Source organism: Uliginosibacterium gangwonense DSM 18521 (genome assembly GCF_000373965.1).
In the GTDB taxonomy this organism is placed as follows: Bacteria; Pseudomonadota; Gammaproteobacteria; order Burkholderiales; family Rhodocyclaceae; genus Uliginosibacterium; species Uliginosibacterium gangwonense.
The window spans coordinates 1-24291 of record NZ_KB892864.1 but is presented as its reverse complement, the minus strand read 5'-3'; the positions used below and the strand labels follow the sequence as shown (position 1 = coordinate 24291).

The following is a 24291-nucleotide window of genomic DNA, read 5'->3' as shown; positions in this document are numbered from 1 at the left end:
ATGGCGGTTTGCTGATGGATGCGGTGCTGGAACGCTTGCGTGCAATTGTGGGGGATGCCCATGTACTGGTGAGCGTAGAAGATCGCGCCAGTTACCAACGGGATTGGCGCGGACGTTACCAGGGAGATGCCTTGTGCGTGGTGCGCCCCGGTTCGGTTGAAGAGGTTTCCGCCGTGGTATGTGCATGCGCTGAGCATGGATGCCCCATTGTGCCACAAGGTGGCAACACCAGCCATGTGGGGGGCAGTGTGCCGCTTGGCACTGGCCGCGAAGTGATCGTTTCCACCAGCCGCATGAATCGCATTCTAGCCGTGGATGCGCCGAACAATACCATCACGGTGCAGGCCGGTTGTACGCTGGCGGCCGTGCAAGAGGCTGCACAGGCGGTTGAACGTCTGTTCCCCTTGTCATTGGCCTCAGAGGGCAGTTGCCAGATTGGTGGCAATCTGGCCAGTAATGCCGGTGGCGTACATGTGCTGCGCTACGGCAATATGCGCGATCTGGTGCTGGGCATTGAGGCTGTATTGCCGGATGGACGTATCTGGAACGGCTTGCGCGGGCTGCGCAAAGACAATACTGGTTACGATCTGAAGCATCTTTTTGTCGGCTCCGAAGGCACGCTTGGCATCATCACCGCTGCGGTACTCAAACTTTTTCCGCAGCCACGCTCACGCGCGGTTGCCTGGGTGGCGGTACCCGATGCGCAAACCGCACTGGATTTGCTCGGGCTTGTGGCTTCCCGTGCTGCCGAACACCTGTCTGCCTTTGAGATTATCGACGCCTCGGCTTTTGAGCTGATTCTCAAGCATATTCCACAGGCCAAATCTCCCCTGTCGAGCGTATCCCCTTGGTATGCCTTGATTGAATTGGCTGACAGTAATGCAACAAGTACCTTGCAGGTCTTGCTGGAAGATATTCTGGCAACTGCACTGGAGAAGGCTTGGGTGACGGATGCCGTGCTGGCCGCCAGTCAGGCCCAGATTGAGGCGCTGTGGGCCTTACGCGAGAGCGCTGCGGACGCGCAGAAAATCGAAGGGATCAGTATCAAGCATGACATTTCATTGCCGGTGAGCCGCATCCCGGAATTTCTTCAGGCTGCCGAACAGGCTTTGACAGAGCATTTTGGCAAGATCCGCATTGTCGCCTTCGGCCATGCAGGGGATGGTAACCTGCACTACAACCTTTCGCGCTACGAGGCAGAGCGGAATGCAGAGTTCATCGCCCGCACGCCAGAGGCGAATCGGATTGTGTATGACATTGTGGCGAGCTTTGGCGGTTCGATTTCTGCTGAACATGGCTTGGGGCAACTCAAACGTGAAGAGATTTGCCGCTATAAGTCAGAAGTGGAACTTGACATCATGCGCAGCATCAAGCGGGTGTTGGACCCGGCGGGCATCATGAATCCGGGTAAGCTGCTTTAGTCACTGCCGCTTCTTGCCGATGCAGGCGGGCAATCTGCCCTGCCAAGGGGGCTGTCATCAGATTCGGGCAGGCTCGACGCAGATGCTGTAGATAACCATCGAATGAGGCACACGGATAGCCAGGGTCGGGCAGGGCGCCTGATGCTTCCAGGCTGATCACCCCCGCGACATCCAAAGCTTCACGGTAGCCGGGGTTGAGTGTGGCCTGGCTGTAGACCGTATTGGCTTCTTCCAGCCAGCGATGGCAATGATTCAGGTCGCCTATCCAGATTGCATCACAGATTTGTTGCATGCGGGCCAGCACAAATTCCCAACGCGTTTGTGACCACGGGAAGCGCATGTGAAACGGCAGATGCAGCACGCCGATCGCAAGGCTTTGCCGTGGGCGCGGCCCAAGGCTCCACGGGTGGATCAGGCAGACATCTGCATGAGCTAGGGAGGGCAAGGTAGCCTTCTGCGTGATGTTCTTGGCCGGTGGGTGGGCCAGTAGTGGCGGCTCACGTTGTGGGAGCGGGCGCAGCACAGGGTGGGGCAAGGTGGCCGGGCTGTTTGCCAATTCGACCATGTGCGCAAACGGGTAATCCAGCCATGCGGCAGCGTCACCTTCAGGGCTCAGCCCCATGGTATCTGCGTTGAACAGCATGGGGGCTTGGCCGGTGGTGCCCGCTACTTTCTGCCATGCAAGGTGAAGGTGAGCCAGATCACCACCCAAGAGGTGACCATACATCCAGCGTGCACCAACCCGCCAGTCTATTTTGCGCAGATGTACGATATAGGCTGCCAGCCATTGCATCTGCGTGTGGTGGAGAAAACCGGTCTGGTACAGTTGGCGTATGCACGGGTCGATGGGCAGAACACCTGTGGCTGCCATGCGGATGTCTGCAGGGATGGTGGATTGGTACTGCAGAGTGTGGCTGCGTTTCTGGATATCCTGGAAAATGCCTTCGCCCCGATGCCGCCAAATGTGCTGATGGTAGGATGCATGCAGAGCGGTTTGGCAGAGGTGGTCGTTGAGTGTCAATCCCGCGCGTTGATTCCAGATATTCAGCACTTCTTCCATACGCAAAATGCCGTGAGTGATATAGGCTTGGAGGCGCTCTGCCTGAAGGAGGGGGTGGGGCTCACGCGCCATAGAGGGTCGCGTGGCCTGGAGCAGGCAACGGATTGCTGCAAAACGTGTTGGTGCCATGTTCGCAGGTTCGCCCATGAAAGAAGTGCTGCATTCTGGGGTGGATAGTCTAGTATGCACGCCTTTGTGAACGCCCGCCGGAATCCCGGCCCAATGGCACAAAAAACGAGGACGGGGCTTGACATCAGGGCAGACGCTCTCTACAATTCATCTTCTTCGCTGACGGGGGTATAGCTCAGCTGGGAGAGCGCTTGCATGGCATGCAAGAGGTCAGCGGTTCGATCCCGCTTACCTCCACCAAGTGAAGAAAACGACGAATGTCCCCATCGTCTAGAGGCCTAGGACACCGCCCTTTCACGGCGATAACCGGGGTTCGAATCCCCGTGGGGACGCCAGTTTTAAGGCGTTGCAAAAGTAGTTGCAATGCGGCGCCAGTAGTTTTATGATGCGCACCCGCTTCGGTTGCGGCATTGAGGAGTGGTAGTTCAGTTGGTTAGAATACCGGCCTGTCACGCCGGGGGTCGCGGGTTCGAGTCCCGTCCACTCCGCCAATAAACAGAATCTGCCCTAAGGCAGATGGCTGATGAAGTAAGTGGTACTGTGGGGGTATAGCTCAGCTGGGAGAGCGCTTGCATGGCATGCAAGAGGTCAGCGGTTCGATCCCGCTTACCTCCACCAAAACGGTTTTTAAGTTGTTCAGGGTCCCCATCGTCTAGAGGCCTAGGACACCGCCCTTTCACGGCGATAACCGGGGTTCGAATCCCCGTGGGGACGCCACCCTTTCTTGGGTGGCATATAGGCAACAGCAAACCAGCCCAGAGTGGACTGGAGTCATGTTGGAGCCTTTGATTTCCAAGTTTTATCAAACATATTTGTCAAATCTTGGCACTTCTGTGTCTTTGTGCCCAAGAAGCCAGTGTGAGCGACGACATTCGGTTGCCTAGGCGTGACATAGTTACGCGGCTGTCTGCCTGCTCAGGCGGGTAAAATACGCGCTACAGAATCCAGACGAGGTTAAACGCATGGCAAAGGCCCAGAAATTCCGCCTTGGCGAACTGCTCCTGCAAGAAGGCGTAATCAGTCACGCCCAGCTCGATGAAGCGCTGAACCAGCAAAAGCAGAGCGGCCGCAAGTTGGGGCGGGTTTTGGTGGATACCGGCGTGGTAACCGAAGAGCGGATTGCCACGGCGATTGCCAACCAGTTGGGGATTGCCTATTTCGATCTGCGCGAAAAAGATCCCGAGCCTCATCTGGTCGGGTTGCTGCCAGAGACGATGGCCCGACGCTTCCGCGCATTGGTACTGGCCGAAGAGGAGCGCCAATATCTGGTGGGGATGGCAGACCCTTCTGACATTTTTGGCTTTGACGAAATTACCCGTGCCTTGAAAAAGGATGTCACCCTCGCTGTGGTGGCCGAAGGGCAGCTGTTGGCCTCGATTGACCGCCTGTACCGGCGTACCGAGGAAATCTCCGGCTTGGCCCGGGAGTTGCAGAACGACCTGGGTAATTCGTATGTCGATTTTCTGGGGCAGGGGCTAGAGGCCACGGCAGAAGACGCACCGGTCGTCAAACTACTGCAATCAATTTTCGAGGATGCCTGCCAGATCAAGGCTTCCGATATCCACATTGAGCCGCAGGAGAGCCGACTTCAGATCCGTTTCCGGATTGATGGCGAAATGCACCTGCAAACCGAGGTGGATAGCCGTGTGGGCCCGGCGCTGGTGCTACGCCTCAAGTTGATGAGTGGACTGGATATTTCGGAAAAGCGCCTGCCGCAGGATGGGCGTTTCAATGTCCGCATCAAGCAGCAAAGCGTGGACATTCGTCTATCTACCATGCCAACGCAATATGGAGAATCGGTGGTCATGCGGATTTTGGCCCAGAATTCCGGTTTGCTGGATCTGGCACGCATTGGCATGCCTGCGCAGATGCTGGAAAGCTACCGGCGCATGATCTCCCACTCCTACGGCATGATTCTTGTGACCGGGCCAACCGGCAGCGGTAAAACCACCACGCTCTACGCCAGTCTTTCCACGCTGAATGCGCCCAATACCAAGATCATCACGATTGAAGACCCAGTGGAATATCGCTTGGCCGGTATCAGCCAGGTACAGGTCAATGACAAGATCGATTTGAGCTTTGCCCGCGTGTTGCGCTCCACCTTGCGGCACGACCCGGACATCGTGCTGGTGGGTGAAATGATTGATAGCGAAACCGCCCAGATCGGTGTGCGTGCTGCCATGACGGGGCATTTGATGTTATCCACATTGCATACCAATGATGCGATCAGCACCCCTGCGCGTCTGCTGGATATGGGCGTGCCGCAATACCTGCTTGCCACCACCTTGCTGGGTGTGGTCGCCCAGCGGCTGGTACGTGTGGTCTGTGAATCCTGCAAAAGCCCATATTCTGGCACCACGGCGGAGAGAAACTGGCTGCGCGTAGAGCTTGGCGATGCGGCAGACTCAGCCCCCTTGTGGCATGGGCGTGGCTGTTCGCAATGCAATGGCTCAGGTTTCGTGGGGCGCGAAGCCATTTACGAAATGCTGGAGATGAATAGCGTGCTTGCCGATGCGCTCAATCGAAGTGGCACGCAGGAATTCATCCGGCTGGCCCGCCAACAGATGGTAGGCAAAACCATGCGCTCGCATGCTGTGGCCCGGGTGCTGGCTGGGCAAACCACGGTGCAGGAAGCCATGCGCGTCAGCACCCAGATCGACGAATAAGGTAGCCCGATATGCCAACCTATGCCTACAAAGGGCGTGACGCACAAGGGGGCTTGGTGCAAGGCTCTGTGGATGCCGCCGACCCTACCACCGCTGCCGACCTGTTGATCGGGCGCAGTATCATACCGGTCGACATTGTGGAAGAGGCTGCCCACCGGAGTGTTTTTGCCAATTTTGGTCTGCGTGACAACAAGGTGAGCGAAGAAGACATCATGTTCTTCAGCCGCCAGATGCACACCCTCATCAGGGCTGGTGTGCCTATCCTCCAGGCACTTGCCGGTTTGCGAGACTCGGCCACCAATGTTGCTTTTGCCCGCATGCTTGGGCGCTTGCGCGAAGGCTTGGACAGCGGGCGCGAGCTGTCGATTGCAATGTCTGACGCGGGCAGCTTCAGCGCGTTTTACATCAGCATGATCCGCGTGGGAGAAATGACCGGGCGGCTGGACCTTATTTTCATGCGTCTTTTTGAGCATCTGGCCTTTGAAAAGGATATGCGGGCCAAGATCAAGGCTGCGTTGCGTTACCCCACTTTCGTAGTGATTGCCCTGGCCGCTGCGCTGGTGGTGATTAATATCATGGTGATTCCTGCCTTTGCCAAGGTATTCACTACTTTCCACACGGAATTGCCGTTGATGACGCGTATCCTCATCGGTTTTTCCAACTTCTGCATTAATTACTGGTGGGCAGTGTTGGGGGGGCTGGTGGTGGTTGTGCTGGGATTGCGCGGATTTGTGGGCACGCCTGCCGGAAAATTGTTTTGGCATCAGCACAAGCTTCGCCTCCCCATTGTGGGCTCAACCATCAACAAGGCGACTTTGGCAAGGTTTTCACGGGCGTTTTCACTTGCTTTGAGTAGCGGCCTTCCCGTCATCCAAGCGTTTGGGGTGGTTTCCCAAGTGGTCGATAACGCCTGGATGGCCGTCAAGCTCGAACAAATGCGCCGTGGTGTGGAGCGTGGCGAGAGCATTTTGCGCACAGCCGCAGCTGCACGCATCTTCACCCCCATTGTGTTGCAAATGATTGCCGTGGGTGAAGAATCTGGCTCGGTGGATGAACTATTGCTGGAAATCGCTCAGATGTACGAGCGGGAAGTCAATTACGAACTGGAGAACCTCAGTGCGCGAATTGAGCCCATTTTGATCGTCTGTCTGGGGGCGATGGTATTGGTACTGGCGCTGGGGATCTTCCTGCCGATCTGGGATCTCAGCTCTGCCATGTTGGGCAAGCACTGATGAGTGGCCGCAAGGATTTATTCGGAATACCCGTTTTTGAAGTTTTGACATGCATTGTGATTGCGGGCTGCGTGATCGGCGTATTGGCTTCACGCATTGAAACCTTGTTGGAAACAGCAGAGAAAACAGCTGTTGAAACTACCGTGATGAACATCCGCAGTGGCTTGAATCTGGAGAAGGCGCAGCGGATTGCAGCAGGCAAAAGTGTGACGGATTTGGCAAATCATAATCCATTGGATTTCCTGCAGGCTCCGCCGGTCGGACAAAGCAACGAAAACCTGATAGATTTAGCGAAACTCTCTAGTGAGACGGGTTGGTACTACGAAAGTAGTCAGTCTATTCTTAGCTACAAACCTGCCAGAAGCCAACATTTGAAAATGTTGGTGGCAAGTGCAGAAAAGTTGTTGCAATGGAAGGTTGTTGTGAGAAACTCCAACGAGGTAGGGGTGCAGCTCATGACTCCGTATCAGTGGTTTTAATATTTGTTGCGTTTTTAAGGAATGAATCATGAAAAAACAGGGTGGTTTTACCTTGATTGAGTTGGTTGTTGTGATCGCGATCCTGGGCATCCTGGCCGCCATTGCTCTGCCGAAGTTTGTGAGCCTGAGTTCAGACGCCCGCATCGCCAAGATGAAGGGTGCCGCAGGGGCTGTGAGCGCTGGTTCAGCACTGGTACATGCCAAGTATTTGGCACAAGGCTCAACTGGTACCTCGGTGCCTGTTGAAGGCGGCTATGTTTTCCTGGTGAATGGGTATCCAGGCGCATCCCAAGTTGCGATTGCAGCAGGCTTGGATAGCAATTTCGTCACGTCTTCCACTGGTTCTGTTGCGACGATTCTTGAATCAACCGGATCTTCGTGTGCGATTACTTACACCGAAGCAGCTGCGAATAGTGTTCCTGCTGTGAGCACAACGGCGTTGACCAGCGCCAACTGCCCGTAATGACTGATTGGGCTGCAGAGTTCTGCTTCGCAGCCCATGGAGTTTTTCTACATGTACCTCAGGGGGCGGACGTTTCGGTGTAAAAGCGACCTTCTACATCGAGGTGCAGGTTTTACGCTCCCGGAGTTGGTTATTACACTGGTGGTCATCAGTATCCTGGCCGCTGTGATTATCCCTCGCTTTGCGCAGAAGTCCGATTTTGATGTGTTTGGCTACGCCGAACAAACGCGTGAAGCCCTGCGTTTTGCCCAAAAATCTGCGATTGCCAAACGTCGTTTGGTGTGTGTGGCAATTGCCAGTAACAATATTTCCCTCCAGTTTGCCAGTTCTTTTGGAGTGAGCAGCTGCAATACGGCTTTGATCAATCCTGCTACAGGCAAGGCATATGGCGTAGCCTCTCAAGATGCTGCGCCAAGCGGGGTGGGTATTACTTCGATCAGCTTTAATTTTGATCCCCTTGGGCACCCGAGTTTTGCAGCGAATCAAACCCTGAATGTAACAGGCGGATCTTCGGCCCAGCTCATTACAATCGAGGCGGAGACTGGCTATGTGCATTGATCAATGCCGTCACCAGGCCGGTCTGACCCTGATTGAGCTGGTCGTTTTTATCGTTGTGGTGAGCATTGGTTTGGCCGGTATTTTGAGCGTACTCAACTTCACCACGCGTAGCAGTGCTAACCCGATGCTGCTCAAGCAGCAGGTGGCAATTGCCGAATCCTTGCTGGAGGAAATCGAAAGCAAGCCTTTTACTTATTGCGACCCGGATGATGCAAACGTCACCACCGCTGCCAGTACAGCAGGTTGTGCAACCCTGGTGCAGGGTTTGGGGCCGACGACTGCGACGGAAAACCGATACAACTCAACTGATCCTTATGACAATGTGGGAGACTATGCCGGGTTCAGCATGGCCGGTATCCTTACCCCAAATAAAGTCACGATTAGTGGTCTCGCGGGATATAGCGCAAGCGTGGCCGTTGCTCAGGCTGGTACCAGCGTGGGTTTGACGGATAACACAGCGGCATTGCGCATTGACGTTACGGTGAATGCTCCCGGCATGAGCCCCGTCACCCTGACGGGTTACAGGTTCCGTTATGCGCCAAATTCTCCCTGAGCGCCGCGCAGCAGGTTTTACCCTGATTGAGATGGTGGTGGTGATGACCATCACCGGGATTCTGGTCGCTATTGTGGCGGTGTTCATCCAGCGTCCGATGGAAGGGCTGATGGATACTACGCGGCGTGCCGCTCTGGCTGATACGGCAGATACAGCTTTGCGCCGGATGAGGCGCGATGTGCAACGCTCACTGCCCAATAGCGTGCGATTTACAACGGTGGGTACGACTTCGATCATCGAATTTCTACCTACGGTCACTGGCGGCAGATACTGCATTGAGCCGGGAACAACGGTGGCTGGTGTAAAGTGTACAGTGCTGGATTTTACGAATGCGGTCGGCAGTTTTGATTATATCGGCCCGCTGCCTGGATGGGGAACCGGGGCGGTTACTGCGGCAGAAGTCGTAGTCTACAATCTGGGTATCCCCGGTGCAGACGCCTATGCTGGTGACAATACCGCCACGTTTTCCGCAATTAATACAACAAGCAGCACCGTTAGCTTTACACCCAGCAAGCAGTTTCCATATCCATCTCCGGGCAACCGCTTCCAGGTGATTGGAGGGCCGGTCAGCTATGTGTGCAGTGCGACAAGCAATGGTCAGGATGGTACAGGCACGCTGGTGCGGGTTAGCGGCTATGCCAAGCAAGCGACACAGCCGACTGCACCCGCATCACTTTCTGGCGCAGTCAGCAATGTATTGGCGACCAATGTGTTCCAGTGCGATATTGATTACGCACAGGCTGTGGTTGATCAATATGGCATGTTGAGTATGACGCTTGGGGTGCAACGTAAGGGTGAGAAAGTGGTGTTGACTCATGAAATGCAGATCAACAATGCACCGTAATTCTGCTCATCCTCATCCGTCTGGCAGGCGCGAGGCACAGCGAGGCTTTGTGCTGGCGAGTGCAATTTTTCTGCTGGTGATCATGGCTGCCTTGGCAGCATTCATTGTGCAAGTGTCGGTGGCGGGCAGCACGACCAGTGCACAGGACATCCAGGGCGCACGCGCTTATCAGGCGGCACGCGTTGGCGTTGAAGCAGGCTTGTTTGCAGTGCACCAGAATGGTAATTGCCCAGGCGCAACGATGGCGAATATCCCCGGCCTGAATGGCTTCAAGGTGACCTGGGTTTGTTCTGCCACAGCTTTTAACGATGGGGCAGATCATAACGTATGGCAAATTACCGCGACAGCCTGTACAACTTCAGGTACACAGTGTCCTTCTACGAATACGACAGAGTTACAAAGCACGGATTACATTGAACGCCAACTTGTAGTGCTGACTGAATACTGATGATCTATTGGGCCAGGAAATTTCTCGTTGCATTGAGTTGCCTGCTGTGTGCGCTGTCTGCGCAGGCAGCCATCAGCGTGTATACATCTGGAACGACTGCGAATTACATATATGGCAACGGTAGTCTCTCGACAAGCACGCCTTCTGTCGCTTTGAGTGGGGATTTGTTGATTGCCCAGGTGGTGGCCTTGTCTTCAGCCACAATCACGGCACCAACAGGGTGGACACTGGTTTCGAGTGCCAGTACGAGTCAGAACGGTGTGCAGCAGCGCATCTATTATCTCAACCTATCTGCCTCGCCAGCCTCAAGTTATACATGGACCATGTCTGGCAACAATAACCGGTATGCTTCTGCCACGATCTATGCTGTGCGTGGTGCTGCCGTTGCCGATTGTGGCAGCGCGGCCACGACCAATTGTGCAGGAAGTTTCCAGGCCAGCGGCGGCAATACAATCAACGCGCCAAATGTGCAATCCCAACCTCCTACCTATGCGGCGGGGAGTTTGCGGATGGCATTTTTCGCCTCAAGCAACGGCGGAACCTGGATTAATCCTAATCTGGAAAATAGCGCAACGACCGGCGTCTATTTCTGGAGCAATGACGCCAGCCGTGGTTTGGCCTTGGATGGCAGCTATTATCTTTTGCCCAGTGCCTCCAGTGGCGATCAGCAAACTGCATGGATGTATGCAAGTGCGGGGAATATTGGCAGCACTTTGATCATTTCTCCTAGTAGCCTGTCGTTGACTTGTGTGAGCGACAGTTTTAACCGTACAACAGGTTTGGGCAGCGATTGGGCGTCTGCTGTTTTGAATGGTTCATTTACACCTTCCATCGTGAATAACCGCTTGCGTTTGACCGATACGGGGACAAACGAGTCAACAGCGGTCAGCTTTCAGCGCTTGCTGCCCGGTTCAAGCAATTATGTGCAGTTGTCATTTAATTATTATGGTTATGGGGGTACCGGGGCTGATGGTATTGCGGTGATTCTCTCTGATGCCAGTGTTACCCCTCAACCTGGTGGATTTGGGGGCTCACTGGGTTATGCACCCAAGGCGGCTAATAACGTAGGTGGTTTTGCAGGCGGTTGGCTTGGCCTTGGTTTGGACGAGTTTGGTAACTTCTCAAATAAGAACGATAGCGGTGCCTGCGCACCGGGTGTCAGTCCTTGTGCTACGTCTGCCGTGCCGCAATCCGTCAGTATCCGTGGCTCGGCAAGTAATTATTATTGGCTCAAGGGTACGGGGACCTTGGGGACTTCTGTGAGCAATACCACTGGGCACATGTATCGGGTGACGGTTGATTCACGGGTTTCAGGGCAAGCACTGGTGAGTGTTGAGCGGGATACCACGGGAACGGGCAACAGCTACACAACCTTGATCAACTCCTTCAATGTGGCGGCAGCAAGTGGTCAGGCATCGATTCCCAATAATTTCATTCTGTCCTTGACGGGGTCGACCGGCGCTTCAACCAATACCCACGAAATCGACAATTTGCAGGTTTGCGCTCAATCGATGAGTACAATTACTGCAATTGATCACTATGAATTTACGGTCAATTCAAAAGGCCTTACCTGCACGCCAGCCACGGTCACGGTTCGTGCATGTCTTGACGCTGCCTGTAGCAGCACATATAGCGGGAATGCCAATGTCACCTTGCTGCCAACGGGAGGGTGGGTTGGGGGCGATACAAAAACCTTTGCCGGTAGTGGTGCATCATTTCAACTCGCTGAGACAACGGCCGGAACTTATACGGTGGGAGTGGTGGCGAATAGTTCCACCCCCGCGATCAAGGCGTTTACGCAGAATCCGGCACTTTGTTCGGTAAATGGTGGTGCCTTGTCGGCCAGCAACTGTAGCGTGGTGTTCAGCGATGCAGGGCTTGTGTATTCAGTACCAACGCAGACATCAGGCGTCACGTCCGGCTCTATTACAATTGCGGCGTTGGGCAAAGATAGTACAGGCGCTTCCCAAACTTGCGTTCCTGCTTTTGGCGGAGTGACGCGCAATGTCGGTTTCTGGTCTGGCTATGTCAATCCGGCAACGGGGACCATGCCACTTACATTGAATGCGATTGGCAGCTCTGGCGCAGTCACGAGTACGACAGCCCTGTCCACCAGCTCAGCCTCTCCCTCAACGGTTCCCCTGTATTTTGATGCCAATGGTCAAGCTACCGTAACGCTGAATTACATGGATGCAGGGCAGATATCACTGAACTCAAAGTACGCGGGTAGCAGCTCGACCAGTGATGCAGGCCTGTCCATGACGGGCACGAGCACTTTCCCGGTTATTCCTTATGGTTTGTGTGTGGATAGCGATGATTCGGATTGGGCTGTTTGTTCCGGCACGGATGTGGCAACGCTGAGTAAATGCAGCAAATACCGTCAGGCGGGGCAGCAGTTTCATATGCAGGTGTCTGCACGCGCGTACGTGAGTGGTGCGGCAAATATATGCGAAAAGGATAGATTCGGTAGCTACAAGATGCCGCTGACACCGAATTTCGTGCTGAGTGGTATCAAGCTCACAAGTCCCTTTGCTGTACAGAATGCCGGGTTCGTTGATGGCGTTTTGGGGACTACTTCCATTGACATCAACTCCGCTAATACTAGTTCGAGCACGATAAGCTACAGCAAGGCGCTGACCAAAATCACCAACCAGACGGTGTCTGATGTGGGGGTGTTCTCAATGACCGCTACGGGAACATACTTCGCTCAGACGGTCAGCGGGTCGAATAATTTCGGGCGTTTTTATCCGGCGGCGTTTATTGTAAGCGGCAATATGCTGACCAATCGTGCTGATCTAACCAGTTGTATCAACTCCAGTTCATTTACCTATCTGGGTGAGCCTTTGACGGAGAAATTTACTCTGAAAGCTGTTTATGCGCTCAACTCGGCGAGTGTGGTAAGTAACTATCACGACAGCTTTGCATTCCTCAGCTTAGTGCCGCCGGCTAGCAGCGCTGCGACGACCGGGCTCCTGTTCGGAGCGCAGGACACCAACAGTTCCCCATCAACAAACCTGAATAGTCGTGTGGCGGTCTCTTGCAGCGGAACGGGGGGGGCATGCGGGGGTTGGAGCAGCGGGGCTGCGGCGATCAATGCATCCCTGTCGGTCAAACGCGCCTCTGGCACGACCGGGGCGGACGGTCCTTTTGCTGCAGGATTCGGGATCAAGGCTGTCGACACTGATGGGGTCACCATCCAGGGCCTGGACGATGGGAAAAAGATCTTGAGCCTCAACTATTCTTATGGGATGAATTCAACGCAGGATGGTGCTTTGATTGGAACAACTCAACTGTTTTACGGTCGGATATTCCTGGGGAATGCAAATGGTTCCCCTACATTGACATTGCCTGTGCCCGCCTACGTGCAGTATTACAACGGCAGAGGCTTTGTTACGAACGCAAATGACGCCTGCACGCAGATAACGGTACCCGCCGCAGTCGCCATGTCCAGCACAAGCAAGGCTGCAGTTATGTGTAGCGGGGGCATCGGTTTGTATGGTTCCCTGACGGGGATCAGCGCAACGATGAATGGAACCACTTCGGGCAAGGCCACGCTGATTTCAGGCAACGCGGGTCTGGTGTTGAGTAGGCCTGCGGGGATGGCAGGGTATCTGGATATGGCTTTGGCCGTGCCAAACTACCTCAAATACAATTGGGATGGTATTGACCAGACGATAGATGCCAACAATACCAGTTGCACGGTTCCAGGAGACGGGGATTTGTTTGATGACAATCCCCGCGCAAGAATCCGTTTTGGCGCCAAAAGTAACGACAAAATGATTTACTTCCGGGAAGTTTACTAGCTTTATCGCTTCCATCGGCGGTAGTGTGTCAGGATTCAAGGTATAACAAATACATAGGGCAGGATATGTTCGGTTTTGGTCGGAAAACAGAGCAGACGCCGCTGGTGTTGGCGAGTTCGCCAGGCTATGTGGCGGCTGTCCAGTTGGCAAGCAGGCGGTATCGGGAGCGGCCAGCTCTGTGTTTGGCGCAGGTATCGGCCAGCACCGCCAAGGCGGGGGGCCGTCTGGATCTTGCTATCCGGCAATCTCGTCTGCGCCATGTGGTGGTGTGGGTGTTGCTGGAATCTTCCGAGTATCAGTTTCTGCAGACCGAGTTCCCCATGGTGCCACCTGAGGAACTCAAGACGGCGATTCGCTGGCAGGTCAAGGATATGTTGCGTCTGCCCATGGACAAGGTGACTTTGGACGTTGCTCCGCCCATTGAGCAGACGCATGGCATGCGCCGCCCGCAAGGGTATGTGGTCGCGGCTGCTAATGATTTGATCCTTGAACGCATGCAGCAATTTCGCGCCTACAACGCAAGCGTTGAGGTGATCGATGTGCCTGAGATGGCGCAGCGCAATCTGGCGGATCTACTTGAAGTGCCTGATCGGGGTACGCTGGTATTGTCCATCACCCATAACGGCTGCCTGCTGACGGCCAGCCGGGATGGCGCGCTCTATTTCAGCCGTTCCTTTGATTTGTCTTTGGCCTCACTTGCAAGCCAGGATGCGATGCGGCGCGACCAGTTTGATCGCTTGGTGCTGGAGTTGCAGCGCTCCGTTGATGTGGTGGAGCATCAGTTTTCTGCGCTGTCTGCGTCATGTCTGTGGTTGGCGCCCTTCGCTTATGCAGATGAACTTTTGAGTCTGTTGATTGAAAATCTTTACATTCCAGTCAAACCCATTGTTTTGGAGACTTTATTCGATTGCAGTCTTTGCCCTTTGCCAGCACATGCAGATCATCAGGCCAGCATCTTTCATGCACTGGGCCTAGCATTGCGCGATGTGGAGCGTGAGTCATGAAGCAGCAGATCAACCTTGTTAATCTGGCACTGCTGCCGCCAAAACCTGATTTTCAATTCAAAAGCATGGTTTTGTCATTACTGGTGATTGTTGCCGCAATGCTGCTGCTGACCTTGTTGTTTGTCTCCCGTATCGGAGCGTATGAAAGCGCTGCGGAGCAAAGCAAACAGCGCGTGACACTCAAGGAAACGCAGGTCAAAGCCTTGGAGCAGCAGGTGGCGGCGCGCCAGAAAGACCCTAAGGTTGCCGCCGAACTGCTGGGCAAGCAAGATGAACAACGGCGACTCCAAAAGATGGCAAATGCTTTGCAACAGGGTGGTTTATTGGGGCAGCCAGCGCCAAGCTATGCCGCATACTTATATGCGCTGGCCAGCAAACCAACCCAGGGTGTTTGGTTGACCCAGATCGAATTCCACGGCCCCCGCATGCTTTTGCAAGGCATGGCGATGCAGGCAGACGATATCCCCGCATATCTGACACAACTCAAGGGGATGTCGGCCTTTGCCGGGCAGCGCTTTGTGAGTTTTGAACTCGGACGCAAGGTATCAGCAGAAGGCGTAGCGCAGTCTGGGCCCACTCCACCTCAGGCATTGGAGTTCAAGCTTCAGCCTGTAGTCGAGAGCAAGGAGTGAGAAGATGAAAAAAGCATGGATCTTCCTCTCCGACCGATTTGATGTGCTCAAGCCACGCGAAAGGCTGTATGTTTTCCTGGGGGTGACGGTATGCTTGATGCTTATTATCTATGCAGTGGCTTTGCAGCCTGTCATTGTGCGATATCGGAAGGCGCACGAGGCTACAGTCCAAAGCGATTTGCAGTTCAAGCAGCTCAGCGACCAAGAGGTTGCAATGGTAGAAGCCTCTGCCAAAGATCTAGATGGGGACTCCAAAGCACTTATCAAGCAGATACAGGCAGATAACGCGCGGATGAGCGAAGAACTGACCAAAGCTCAGGCGGAACTGGCTACATCAGACAAGATGGCTGGGGTTTTGCATGATTTGATCAATTCGCAGAAGGGGCTGGAGCTTGTCTCTATCCGTTCAGGCACCGCAGAAGATTTGTTGGCGGCTGATGCTGCAGCATCAAAACCCGTAGCGGATGGCAAAAGCATCTATCGCCAGAGCATAGAGGTGACGGTGCGCGGCGATTACGCTGCGCTGGCTGGCTATATGAAAAAAGTAGAGATGCTGCCATGGAAATTTTATCTGTCGGACCTGAACCTCAAAGTTGACCACTACCCTGTGTCAACCATGACCCTTACGCTGAACACTCTGAGTATGGAGCGCGCATGGCTCGGTTTTTAAATGCCTGGATCTTTGCGGTGTTGTGTGCGCCCGTCTTCGCGCAAAGCAGCGGATTTTATGATCCCACCAGGCCGCCCGCTGCCTTTTTGCCGGGAGCGCCTACTGCTGCCAGCAGTGCTGCGATTGAGGCGCCTCTCGTGCTGCAATCGGTTTTGCTATCACCACAGCGCAAGTCTGCAGTCATCAGTGGGCAGAGTGTGGCGATTGGCCAAAGTATTCGTGGCTATCAATTGCGTAGCCTTGGCCCCAGTCAGGCACAGCTTTATGGCTCAAATGGCATGATTATCTTGAAATTGCTTCCGGTTCCACGTCAGAACACGGCACGAACCCCGGCCGTTGAACCGGAAAAAACCTCGCGGGGAGACTCGAAATAATGCGAAACAATCCTCTACTGTGGCCCCTCTTGCCGATGTGTGCGGTGATTCTGGCTGCCTGTTCAAGCGTGCCTTCCGCATATGACAAACCGAAAGACACTATCAAGGGCGATCTATCCGACGCCAGCAACGAAGCTTTGAATGTGCAGGCCGATGGTCAGGATGCCTCGCGGGCGCTTTATCCTTCCATGCGTTTGGATATGCCACCTGTTGTGGCTGAGACGCTTGAGCCACGGTTTGATCTGGTTGTCAATCGTGCCTCTGCACGTGATGTGCTTTTGAGCATGGTGGCCGATACGCGTTATTCCATGCTGTTGCCCAATGACCTGAGTGGTGAGATTACCGTCAATCTCAAGGCGGTCACTGTGCCAGAAGCGCTTTCTGCACTTCGCCAACTCTACGGTTATGAATACCGCATTGAGGGTAGCCGGATCTTTATCCAGTCCCAGAATATGCAGACACGGATCATGAAGGTAAATTACCTGAACGCCGTGCGCAAAGGGGGATCGGATATCCGGGTGATATCTGGATCGGTGTCGGATAATACCTCCTCAAATTCGAATTCAAACTCCGGTTCGAGCAATTCCTCATCGAATTCGAGTTCTGGATCGTCCAGTTCTGGTAACACCTCGTTTGTGATGAGCAAGATCAGCACGACCGAGCAAAGTGACTTTTGGAGTGAACTCTCTGCGGCCATCACTGCAATTCTTGGGGGCAGGGAAGGGCGCAGCGTGGTGATCAGTCCGCAAAGCGGGGTGATGGTGGTGCGCGGGTTGCCCAGTGAATTGAGCCAGATTGAAGCGTTTTTGCATGCTTCACAGGTATCGCTTGAGCGACAGGTTGTTATTGAAGCGAAAATCATAGAGGTGACGCTGAGCAACAATTTTCAGGCGGGGATTAACTGGGGGCTTTTCAACAGCAAACTTTCCGTCGGGCAATTGAATATAGGTGCAGGCGCAAGCAAATCCTCAGGTATTACCACGACTACCGGGGTTACCAGCACGCCTATTTCAGGCACAGCAGGGCAGACTTTGGCCAATGCCAGCAATGCAGTAAACAGCATGTTTGGTTTGGTGTTTAAAACAGGTAATTTCAGCACGATGCTGAATCTGCTTGAAGAACAAGGCAAGGTCCACGTGTTGTCGAGCCCGCGTGTGGCAACGCTGAACAACCAGAAGGCTGTGTTAAAAGTCGGGACCGATGATTTTTTCGTTACCGAGATCAGCACCAATGCCACAAGCAATTCGAGTGGTACTGGCCAGACCGTAACGCCTAAAATTACCTTTCAGCCATTTTTCTCAGGGATTGCGCTGGATGTAACCCCGCAGATTGATGACGACAATCTGATCACATTGCATATCCACCCCATGGTGAGCAAGGTGACAACCGTAAGCCAAACAATCAATCTTGGGAGCACGATCGGTACCTTTGTTATACCGCTGGCATCAAGCGCGGTGAGCGAGATGGATAGTGTGGTGCGTGCACAGGACGGGCAAATGATTGCTTTGGGCGGATTGATCAAGCAAAGCACCAACAATACCGACGATCAGGTGCCGGGGATTGGTGCCTTGCCTATCGTGGGGAACCTGTTCAAGCAGAAGTCGCATGAGGTAGAGCGGCGTGAATTGGTGATATTGCTCAAACCCACCGTGATCCAGTCGTCGGTTGACTGGGCCGATGACATCAGCAATAGCGAGCGTCGAGTCAAGCGCTTGCTGGATACAGACAATATCAATTACTTCAGCGATCCAGATCGCAAGAGCAACAAGAAGGCACAGCAATGAAGCGTATTGAACTCCTGCTGCCACTGGTGATGCTAATGGCATTGCCGCATATTGTTCAGGCCGAAGAGAAACTTGCTGCACCCGCCTGTGCTCCGCTTAAGCCTGCGGTGCCTAAGGCAAAAAAAATACATCGCGTGAAGCATGGGCTTAAGTCACCGCTGGCTTCCAAACACCCCGTGGTTGAGGATGTCACCAGTTACTCCCCTTTTGAGCAGGCCTTGCGTATGCTCAAGCTTGGCCGTGTTGCAGAGGCGCGTGCCTTGTTGCGAACGCAGCTGCGACTTGACCCTGCCCATTTGGATGCGCGTCGCCTGCTCGTACAACTTTTGCTGGATGCAGGGTTCAAGTCAGATGCTGAGGCCTTGCTTAAGCAGGGCCAGGATCTTTCACCCCAGAGCCTTGATATCGCCCGGGCCCTGGCCTTGCTGCAGGCCGAGCGTGGAGCGGTAGTCGATGCGCTGGATACACTTGAAAATAGTCGGCCCTATGCCAAGGAAACAGATGGCGAATACTTGGCATTCATGGCGGGTTTGTGCCAGCAGGCTGGGCAGCATGAGCGGGCAAACGGATTGTTGGAACAGGCTTTGGTGACCTCTCCTGGGAATGGTGCCTGGCTTTATGCTCAATGGGTTTCACGGCGGGCCTTGGGAGACAGACTTGGCGCACGGGGGAGTGCTGAAGCTGCTCTGACCAGCGGCCAGGTGAGCAAGGAACAGGCACGTCTGATGCAGGCGGCGCTGCGCCACGATGCACAAGATACGTCAGACGATGAAGTTACCCCTTGAGTATTGTGAGAATAGTGTCTATAATGCGGTTTCTGTTTGATTGAGAGAAAAATCAATCGGCAAAGGGTTTCTGACCTAAGCTTTGCTTAGGTCGAGGAGTGGTAGTTCAGTTGGTTAGAATACCGGCCTGTCACGCCGGGGGTCGCGGGTTCGAGTCCCGTCCACTCCGCCAAATCAAAAAAAGCCGTTGAGCATTCAACGGCTTTTTTCGTTGACACGCCTTTTGTGATCTCTATTTCAACTTGCGGGGCAGAGGGCTTTATCGAGTTTGCATGCCGAGCTCGTCTTGGTGGATTTGTTTTTGCCAGAGTTTGACTTGTTGCCTGCGGCAATCCGGTCAATCATTGCACGAATGGCCTTGATCTGTCCGCCGCTCTTGGTTGCATAGTTCGGATCAGCATAGCCCCACCAATCCCAGCAACCTTGCGGATTGGTAGCGGTGACCACCGCTTGAGGGTACAGCACAATAATATTGTTGGTGTCAGCCCAAGCGTTGTATCCCGTATCCTTCACATACTGTAATCCATAATACAGGCCACCGTTTTCACCGCTACCGTTGGTTGGGATGTAGCTTTGCCCTTGGTTGCAACCATGTAGCACGACATGTATTTTGCATTTTTCTCCCGTGTCACAAGGGGCAGGAACGTACAGCCATGCGGTACTATCCATTCCCCCCATGTACATATTGGGCGAGAATTCCCGTTGGTTGAATTGCAGAAGGCGCCCTTTGAGCGTGCCTGTTTGTGCCGGTTGCAGGGAACCGTAAATCCAATTAAGGATGTCGCCAGCGGTATCTGAATCGCATTTACTGATAAAGGGATTGCCAAGCTTTGAGCATTCATTGCCATAGCCTGGGGTGGGCATGGTGTGGTTGGCGTCCGGGCTGCCCGCAACCTGAATGTTGGCAGGGTCTGCAAAGTTACCGTAGAACTTTTGCAGATCATCAAAAACCGGTGGTGGAACGATTACATCCTTGGCACCTCCATACAGATATATCCGTTGCTGGCGCACGTTGGCAGGGTCGTCAATGGCTTTGCTTTGGGAAAATTGAGCAACCTTTGCGTTCAAGGTGTTTATATCTGTTGCTCCAGGGGTGTTTTTGCACATTGAGGACAGCAGTGCTGTGCAAGTGCAGATTTGCGTGGCCTTACTTACATTGTCTTGAGCGCAGTAATAGGGGCCACCAGCCACCACGCCTACGCCTTTGATGATGGATGAGTGGGCAAACCCTAGTTGTACGCTCATAAAGGCCCCTGAAGAAAGTCCTGAAACAGAGGTCTGGCTGATATCCACGTTGAATGACGGAAGCTTTTGTACATTGTCTGCCAGCACTACCGCAGGCATCGCCAAGCCAAAAGCAAGGTATACAGCTGCAATGTGAGAGGAACGAAAATTTGACATTTGAAGCTCCAAATTAGCAGTTTTGAGATTTCACTTTGTAATCTACGGTGCAGTGTGGTACGTGAAAACGATGATTCCAAGCCTAAGCGGAGCAGATTGTCAGCGGATGAAGCGCTGTCCAGTCAAAACAAAGTGGATTATTGCTGCATGCCCGTACTTGCATTCCGTGTGCAATATCAAAGCCAAGTCTCATGTCATTGCAGGATGCATAGCCAAAAAGACCTATGCCCTCTGGCTGGTTGAGAGTGGGATTTGCCCACATGGGTAAAGCCCCGATGCAGATGCTCGCTCAATGCCGCGTATGAAGGTGAAGCATCTCAAGTCACATTGGTGAATGTTTTGCTAACTTGGCCAACTTCTATCCTGTTTTACTCTCAGCAAGCTCATAAACTGTTTGGTTCGTTGATCGAACCTATTGTTTTGATTGGAATTCTGTGTTTTTTTCTTGTTTTGCCGTTTTTTCGTTCGGATTTCCGAACGGGTTTCAAAGCCCCTATTCGGAAAATCGAATCTCAACTTTGCACGGCTAGATAAAAAGTCAAATAAATCATTGCATTAGAAAAGTTTATTAGCTGGCACGCCTCATGCTCAATAACAAGCAGAAATACTAGTTCCCAAGAGGGCCGGAAACGGATGACTCAAGTGGGCACATGCAGCATCGGGATTCTGGCAATCCGCAAGGCGCCAAGTCCCTCAAAGGAGATGATTCGGTTTGCGTTGAATGCAACCGGGTCGAACGAGACAGCAGTCAAGAGGAGATGTACATGGACAACACAGCAGTCATGGGAAGTGAAGCACCAAGTGGTGGTTTGCTCAGCAAAATCGGTAGCTATAAAGTAGGGCCCTTGCCCCTGCCGCTATATGTTGCTATTGCAGCAGTGGTTATTGGCGCTGCTTTGGTCAAGAAACTGCCCGCAGATATGATTGGTGGTTTTGCGTGCATCATGGTGTTTGGTTTTCTTTTGGGGGAACTGGGCGCACGGATTCCTGTTTTGAAGAGCATTGGTGGTTCAGCCATTCTGTGTTTGTTCGTGCCATCGGCCATGTTGGGTTATCAAGTGCTGAATCCGGAGATGGTCAAATCCATCACCGCAGTCATGAAGACTTCCAACTTCTTGTATCTCTATATCGCTTGTCTGGTGACCGGTAGTATGCTGGGGATGAATCGGCGCGTACTGGTTCAAGGCTTTCTGCGCATGTTCATACCATTGGCGGTCGGCACCATTGCTGCGGTGGTGGCAGGGGTTGGTGTTGCGATGTTGTTTGGTTATGAGCCGAAGTACACCTTCTTCTATATCATTGTTCCGATTCTTGCAGGTGGGATTGGCGAAGGCATCCTGCCGCTTTCAATGGGGTATTCCGAGATTCTCTCCTCTGCCCAGCCCGCGATGATTGCCACACTGATTCCAGCGGCATTGATCGGTAACGTGGTGGCCATTGTTTCTGCGGGTATCCTCCGCCGTATTGGTGAGACCAAGCCGCAATTCTCTGGTCAAGGCCTGCTGGTTCGTTCGGGTAATGACAACGAACTGCTTAAGGAGCAGAACACAGAAAAGCCTCTGGATCTTTCCCTGATGGGCGCTGGTTTGCTGTTGGCATGCTCCATGTTCATCCTGGGTTCTTTCCTGGCACCATTCACGGGCATTCCCGGCCCGATCCTGATGATCTTGTCTGCCGCGCTGCTCAAGGTTTCCAAGGTGATGCCTGTGCGCATGGAAACGGGTGCGCATCAGATGTACAAGTTCATGACGACCAACCTGACCTTCCCTCTGTTGGTTGGCCTGGGTGTGTTGTATGTGCCTTGGAATGACCTGATCAAGGCTTTTACCTTTGCCTACTTCTGCATCTGTACCGTTACGGTGGTGTCGATGGTGGCTTCCGGCTGGTTTGTGGGCAAGTTCCTCAAGATGTACCAAGTCGAATCTGCCGTGGTCACTGCATGCCATAGCGGTCTGGGTGGCACGGGAGATGTGGCAATTCTTTCTGCCTGTAATCGCATGGGATTGATGCCTTTCGCACAAATCTCCACGCGGATTGGCGGCGCACTCATGGTAGTGCTTGCAATCTTCCTGCTCAAAGCTTTTCACTAAGTAGGCAATCTGGGCGTTGCCGGTCGCTACAATACGGGCTTTTCCCGTAGCGCACCGGTATCGCCCAGCGTATGACCGATGCAGTTTCTCCAGGCGGCTGAGGGACTGATAGGGGGAGGCTTTGCCTCCAAAACTTGAAAAAATTATAGAGCCGCCTCTTTTTTTGTAACGCAACAGCCATTGTCTTCATGCCAAATCTATAGAGCTGAAGGTGGCTGAAAGACGAAAAGCTGAGGTAAAAAAATGAATGATCGTGCACTGACATCCACTGACTTTAATCCCCTTGTCATTGAATCGGATTGCTGCGGGCAACACATCCTCGAAAACCCGCTGCTGAACAAAAGCACCGCCTTCACACTCGAAGAGCGTGACGCGTTCCACCTGCATGGGCTGCTGCCGGACCACATTGAAAGCCTGGAAGACCAGGTACAGCGCCGTCTGGAATGCGTGCGGGCCCTGCCGAGTGATCTGGACCGCTATGTCTTCCTGCGGGATCTGCAAGACACCTGCGAGACACTCTACTTCGCACTGATCACCGAACATCTGGAAGAGCTGCTGCCAATCATCTACACCCCCACCGTGGGCGCAGGCTGCCAGCAGTTCAGCCACATCTACCGTCGTCCGCGTGGGCTGTTCCTGAGCCTGCCGAACAAGGATCGTCTGGATCAGATTCTGGCCAACCCGCGTTTTGACAACGTCGAGTGTATCGTCGTCACCGATGGTGAACGTATCCTCGGTCTGGGGGACCAAGGGGTGGGCGGTATGGGCATTCCCATCGGCAAGCTTGCGATCTACTCGGGCTGCGGCGGTATTGATCCGTCGACCACGCTGCCGATCACGCTGGATGTGGGCACCAACAACGAAGAACGTCTGGCTGACCCGCGCTACATTGGCTGGCGCCATGAACGCGTGCGTGGTCAGGAATACGATGACTTCATCGAAGCCTTCGTGGCCGCCGTCCACAAACGCTGGCCGAAAGTGCTGCTGCAGTGGGAAGACTTCCACAAGAACAACGCCAACCGTCTGTTGGACCGTTACCGCGACCGCCTGTGCACCTTCAATGACGACATCCAGGGCACCGCTTCGGTTGCGACCGGCACCTTGTTGTCCGCCATCCAGATCACGGGTGTAGCGCTGACCGAACAACGCATCGCCATCCTCGGCGGTGGTTCAGCCGGCATCGGCATTGCTGATCTGATCAAGCACGCCATGGTTGAAGCTGGCCTGAGCGAAGAAGAAGCCCGCAAGCGCTTCTACATCGTTGGCCGTCATGGCCTGGTGACCGAACAGACCCCGAACCTGGAAGCCTTCCAGAAGGCCTACACCCAGGACAGCGCCCTGCTCAAGAGCTGGAAGCTCGACAGCGCCGACAAGGCCATGCTGCTCGACGTGGCCCGTAACGCCAAACCCACCGTACTGGTTGGCGTTTCTGGTCAGGCCGACTCCTTCAGCGAAGAGATCATCCGCGAAATGGCCCGCCATGTCGCCCGCCCGATCGTCTTCCCGCTCTCCAACCCCACCTCCTGCGTCGAAGCCCAACCGGCCAACATCGTGCGTTGGACCGAAGGACGCGCCATCATCGGCACTGGCAGCCCCTTTGCCTCCATCGACTACGAAGGCAAGACCCACCACTTCGCCCAGACCAACAACTCCTACATCTTCCCCGGAGTCGGTCTGGCTGCGCTGGCGGTCAAGGCCCGTCGCGTCACCGACGGCATGTTCCTCGCCGCAGCGCGCGCACTGGCGGCCATGTCACCCGCCAAGGACGACCCGCAAGGCAAGCTGCTGCCGCCCTTGAACGACATGCGCAAGGTCTCGGCCAACATCGCCGTGGCCGTGGCCAAGCAGGCCCGTGCTGAAGGGCTGACCGAGGCTTATACCGATGCACAGATCGA

20 protein-coding genes and 6 tRNA genes are annotated in these 24291 nt (G+C 54.1%); 24 read left to right on the top strand and 2 right to left on the bottom strand.

Annotation, left to right across the window (positions count from 1 at the left end; all coding sequences use genetic code 11):
• Positions 1-14 precede the first annotated feature (14 nt).
• Positions 15-1421 (top strand): FAD-binding oxidoreductase, encoded by a 1407-nt coding sequence (locus B145_RS0117595; protein ID WP_018609074.1) that lies wholly within the window; start codon positions 15-17, stop codon positions 1419-1421.
• Here B145_RS0117595 and B145_RS26145 read toward each other — a convergent pair.
• Positions 1396-2628, bottom strand: a complete 1233-nt coding sequence (locus B145_RS26145) for an FAD-binding domain-containing protein (protein ID WP_018609073.1) — start codon at positions 2626-2628, stop codon at positions 1396-1398. The two genes, B145_RS0117595 and B145_RS26145, sit on opposite strands and share 26 nt — an antisense overlap.
• A gap of 146 nt (positions 2629-2774) precedes the next feature.
• Here B145_RS26145 and B145_RS0117585 point away from each other — a divergent pair.
• The 21 genes from B145_RS0117585 to B145_RS0117485 all read left to right on the top strand — a co-directional run bounded on the left by B145_RS0117585 (position 2775) and on the right by B145_RS0117485 (position 19077).
• Positions 2775-2850: transfer RNA gene (locus B145_RS0117585), tRNA-Ala, on the top strand.
• Positions 2851-2869: 19 nt separating this feature from the next.
• Positions 2870-2945: transfer RNA gene (locus B145_RS0117580), tRNA-Glu, on the top strand.
• A 79-nt stretch (positions 2946-3024) separates the two neighbouring features.
• Positions 3025-3101, top strand: a tRNA-Asp gene (locus B145_RS0117575).
• A 51-nt stretch (positions 3102-3152) separates the two neighbouring features.
• Positions 3153-3228, top strand: a tRNA-Ala gene (locus tag B145_RS0117570).
• 23 nt (positions 3229-3251) lie between these two features.
• Positions 3252-3327, top strand: a tRNA-Glu gene (locus B145_RS0117565).
• A gap of 245 nt (positions 3328-3572) precedes the next feature.
• Complete coding sequence (locus tag B145_RS0117560; RefSeq protein WP_018609072.1) at positions 3573-5276, top strand: GspE/PulE family protein; 1704 nt, start codon at positions 3573-3575, stop codon at positions 5274-5276.
• Between the two features lie 11 nt (positions 5277-5287).
• A complete protein-coding gene (locus B145_RS0117555; RefSeq protein ID WP_018609071.1) occupies positions 5288-6508 on the top strand; it encodes a type II secretion system F family protein in 1221 nt (406 codons plus the stop codon).
• A complete protein-coding gene (locus B145_RS0117550) occupies positions 6508-6987 on the top strand; it encodes a hypothetical protein (RefSeq protein WP_018609070.1) in 480 nt (159 codons plus the stop codon). Before B145_RS0117555 ends, B145_RS0117550 begins: the two co-directional genes overlap by 1 nt.
• Before the next feature lie 28 nt (positions 6988-7015).
• Positions 7016-7450: a type II secretion system protein gene (locus B145_RS29535; protein WP_018609069.1), complete on the top strand. Its 435-nt coding sequence runs from the start codon at positions 7016-7018 to the stop codon at positions 7448-7450.
• Positions 7451-7486: 36 nt separating this feature from the next.
• Positions 7487-8008, top strand: a complete 522-nt coding sequence (locus B145_RS27670; protein ID WP_083917800.1) for a prepilin-type N-terminal cleavage/methylation domain-containing protein — start codon at positions 7487-7489, stop codon at positions 8006-8008.
• A complete protein-coding gene (locus B145_RS0117535; RefSeq protein WP_018609067.1) occupies positions 7998-8561 on the top strand; it encodes a prepilin-type N-terminal cleavage/methylation domain-containing protein in 564 nt (187 codons plus the stop codon). The genes B145_RS27670 and B145_RS0117535 overlap by 11 nt, the downstream gene beginning before the upstream one ends.
• Complete coding sequence (locus B145_RS0117530) at positions 8542-9405, top strand: prepilin-type N-terminal cleavage/methylation domain-containing protein (protein WP_018609066.1); 864 nt, start codon at positions 8542-8544, stop codon at positions 9403-9405. The genes B145_RS0117535 and B145_RS0117530 overlap by 20 nt, the downstream gene beginning before the upstream one ends.
• Positions 9395-9853, top strand: a complete 459-nt coding sequence (locus tag B145_RS0117525; RefSeq protein ID WP_018609065.1) for a pilus assembly PilX family protein — start codon at positions 9395-9397, stop codon at positions 9851-9853. Before B145_RS0117530 ends, B145_RS0117525 begins: the two co-directional genes overlap by 11 nt.
• Positions 9853-13656 carry a DUF6701 domain-containing protein gene (locus tag B145_RS0117520; protein WP_018609064.1) on the top strand — a complete coding sequence of 1268 codons (3804 nt, stop codon included), beginning with the start codon at positions 9853-9855 and terminating at the stop codon, positions 13654-13656. Before B145_RS0117525 ends, B145_RS0117520 begins: the two co-directional genes overlap by 1 nt.
• Positions 13657-13721: 65 nt before the next feature.
• On the top strand, positions 13722-14660 hold the full coding sequence (locus tag B145_RS26135) for a type IV pilus biogenesis protein PilM (protein ID WP_018609063.1): 939 nt from the start codon (positions 13722-13724) through the stop codon (positions 14658-14660).
• Entirely contained in the window at positions 14657-15292 is a 636-nt protein-coding gene (locus B145_RS0117510; RefSeq protein ID WP_018609062.1) for a PilN domain-containing protein, read from the top strand. Before B145_RS26135 ends, B145_RS0117510 begins: the two co-directional genes overlap by 4 nt.
• 4 nt (positions 15293-15296) lie before the next feature.
• The gene (locus B145_RS0117505; protein ID WP_018609061.1) at positions 15297-15962 is read left to right on the top strand and encodes a hypothetical protein; all 666 of its coding nucleotides are present in this window, start codon (positions 15297-15299) and stop codon (positions 15960-15962) included.
• Positions 15947-16336, top strand: a complete 390-nt coding sequence (locus B145_RS26130; RefSeq protein ID WP_018609060.1) for a hypothetical protein — start codon at positions 15947-15949, stop codon at positions 16334-16336. The genes B145_RS0117505 and B145_RS26130 overlap by 16 nt, the downstream gene beginning before the upstream one ends.
• Entirely contained in the window at positions 16336-18120 is a 1785-nt protein-coding gene (gene mshL / locus B145_RS26125; RefSeq protein ID WP_018609059.1) for a pilus (MSHA type) biogenesis protein MshL, read from the top strand. The genes B145_RS26130 and mshL overlap by 1 nt, the downstream gene beginning before the upstream one ends.
• A complete protein-coding gene (locus B145_RS27665) occupies positions 18117-18905 on the top strand; it encodes a tetratricopeptide repeat protein (protein WP_018609058.1) in 789 nt (262 codons plus the stop codon). Before mshL ends, B145_RS27665 begins: the two co-directional genes overlap by 4 nt.
• A 95-nt stretch (positions 18906-19000) precedes the next feature.
• Positions 19001-19077, top strand: a tRNA-Asp gene (locus B145_RS0117485).
• A 65-nt stretch (positions 19078-19142) separates the two neighbouring features.
• On the opposite strand, the gene B145_RS26115 is transcribed toward B145_RS0117485, so the two are convergent.
• On the bottom strand, positions 19143-20306 hold the full coding sequence (locus B145_RS26115; protein ID WP_018609057.1) for an extracellular catalytic domain type 2 short-chain-length polyhydroxyalkanoate depolymerase: 1164 nt from the start codon (positions 20304-20306) through the stop codon (positions 19143-19145).
• 764 nt (positions 20307-21070) lie between these two features.
• Here B145_RS26115 and B145_RS0117475 point away from each other — a divergent pair.
• Positions 21071-22396, top strand: coding sequence for a 2-hydroxycarboxylate transporter family protein (locus tag B145_RS0117475; RefSeq protein ID WP_026259259.1), 1326 nt, complete (start codon positions 21071-21073; stop codon positions 22394-22396).
• 243 nt (positions 22397-22639) lie between these two features.
• Positions 22640-24291: NAD-dependent malic enzyme (locus B145_RS0117470; protein ID WP_018609055.1), on the top strand; the 1652-nt coding region annotated here is incomplete at its 3' end.

Coding starts and splice junctions, on each gene's coding strand:
- B145_RS0117595 (WP_018609074.1), top strand. CDS start 15: ATGGATGCGGTGCTGGAACGCTTGCGTGCAATTGTGGGGGATGCCCAT.
- B145_RS26145 (WP_018609073.1), bottom strand. CDS start 2,628: ATGGGCGAACCTGCGAACATGGCACCAACACGTTTTGCAGCAATCCGT.
- B145_RS0117560 (WP_018609072.1), top strand. CDS start 3,573: ATGGCAAAGGCCCAGAAATTCCGCCTTGGCGAACTGCTCCTGCAAGAA.
- B145_RS0117555 (WP_018609071.1), top strand. CDS start 5,288: ATGCCAACCTATGCCTACAAAGGGCGTGACGCACAAGGGGGCTTGGTG.
- B145_RS0117550 (WP_018609070.1), top strand. CDS start 6,508: ATGAGTGGCCGCAAGGATTTATTCGGAATACCCGTTTTTGAAGTTTTG.
- B145_RS29535 (WP_018609069.1), top strand. CDS start 7,016: ATGAAAAAACAGGGTGGTTTTACCTTGATTGAGTTGGTTGTTGTGATC.
- B145_RS27670 (WP_083917800.1), top strand. CDS start 7,487: ATGGAGTTTTTCTACATGTACCTCAGGGGGCGGACGTTTCGGTGTAAA.
- B145_RS0117535 (WP_018609067.1), top strand. CDS start 7,998: ATGTGCATTGATCAATGCCGTCACCAGGCCGGTCTGACCCTGATTGAG.
- B145_RS0117530 (WP_018609066.1), top strand. CDS start 8,542: ATGCGCCAAATTCTCCCTGAGCGCCGCGCAGCAGGTTTTACCCTGATT.
- B145_RS0117525 (WP_018609065.1), top strand. CDS start 9,395: ATGCACCGTAATTCTGCTCATCCTCATCCGTCTGGCAGGCGCGAGGCA.
- B145_RS0117520 (WP_018609064.1), top strand. CDS start 9,853: ATGATCTATTGGGCCAGGAAATTTCTCGTTGCATTGAGTTGCCTGCTG.
- B145_RS26135 (WP_018609063.1), top strand. CDS start 13,722: ATGTTCGGTTTTGGTCGGAAAACAGAGCAGACGCCGCTGGTGTTGGCG.
- B145_RS0117510 (WP_018609062.1), top strand. CDS start 14,657: ATGAAGCAGCAGATCAACCTTGTTAATCTGGCACTGCTGCCGCCAAAA.
- B145_RS0117505 (WP_018609061.1), top strand. CDS start 15,297: ATGAAAAAAGCATGGATCTTCCTCTCCGACCGATTTGATGTGCTCAAG.
- B145_RS26130 (WP_018609060.1), top strand. CDS start 15,947: ATGGCTCGGTTTTTAAATGCCTGGATCTTTGCGGTGTTGTGTGCGCCC.
- mshL (WP_018609059.1), top strand. CDS start 16,336: ATGCGAAACAATCCTCTACTGTGGCCCCTCTTGCCGATGTGTGCGGTG.
- B145_RS27665 (WP_018609058.1), top strand. CDS start 18,117: ATGAAGCGTATTGAACTCCTGCTGCCACTGGTGATGCTAATGGCATTG.
- B145_RS26115 (WP_018609057.1), bottom strand. CDS start 20,306: ATGTCAAATTTTCGTTCCTCTCACATTGCAGCTGTATACCTTGCTTTT.
- B145_RS0117475 (WP_026259259.1), top strand. CDS start 21,071: ATGGACAACACAGCAGTCATGGGAAGTGAAGCACCAAGTGGTGGTTTG.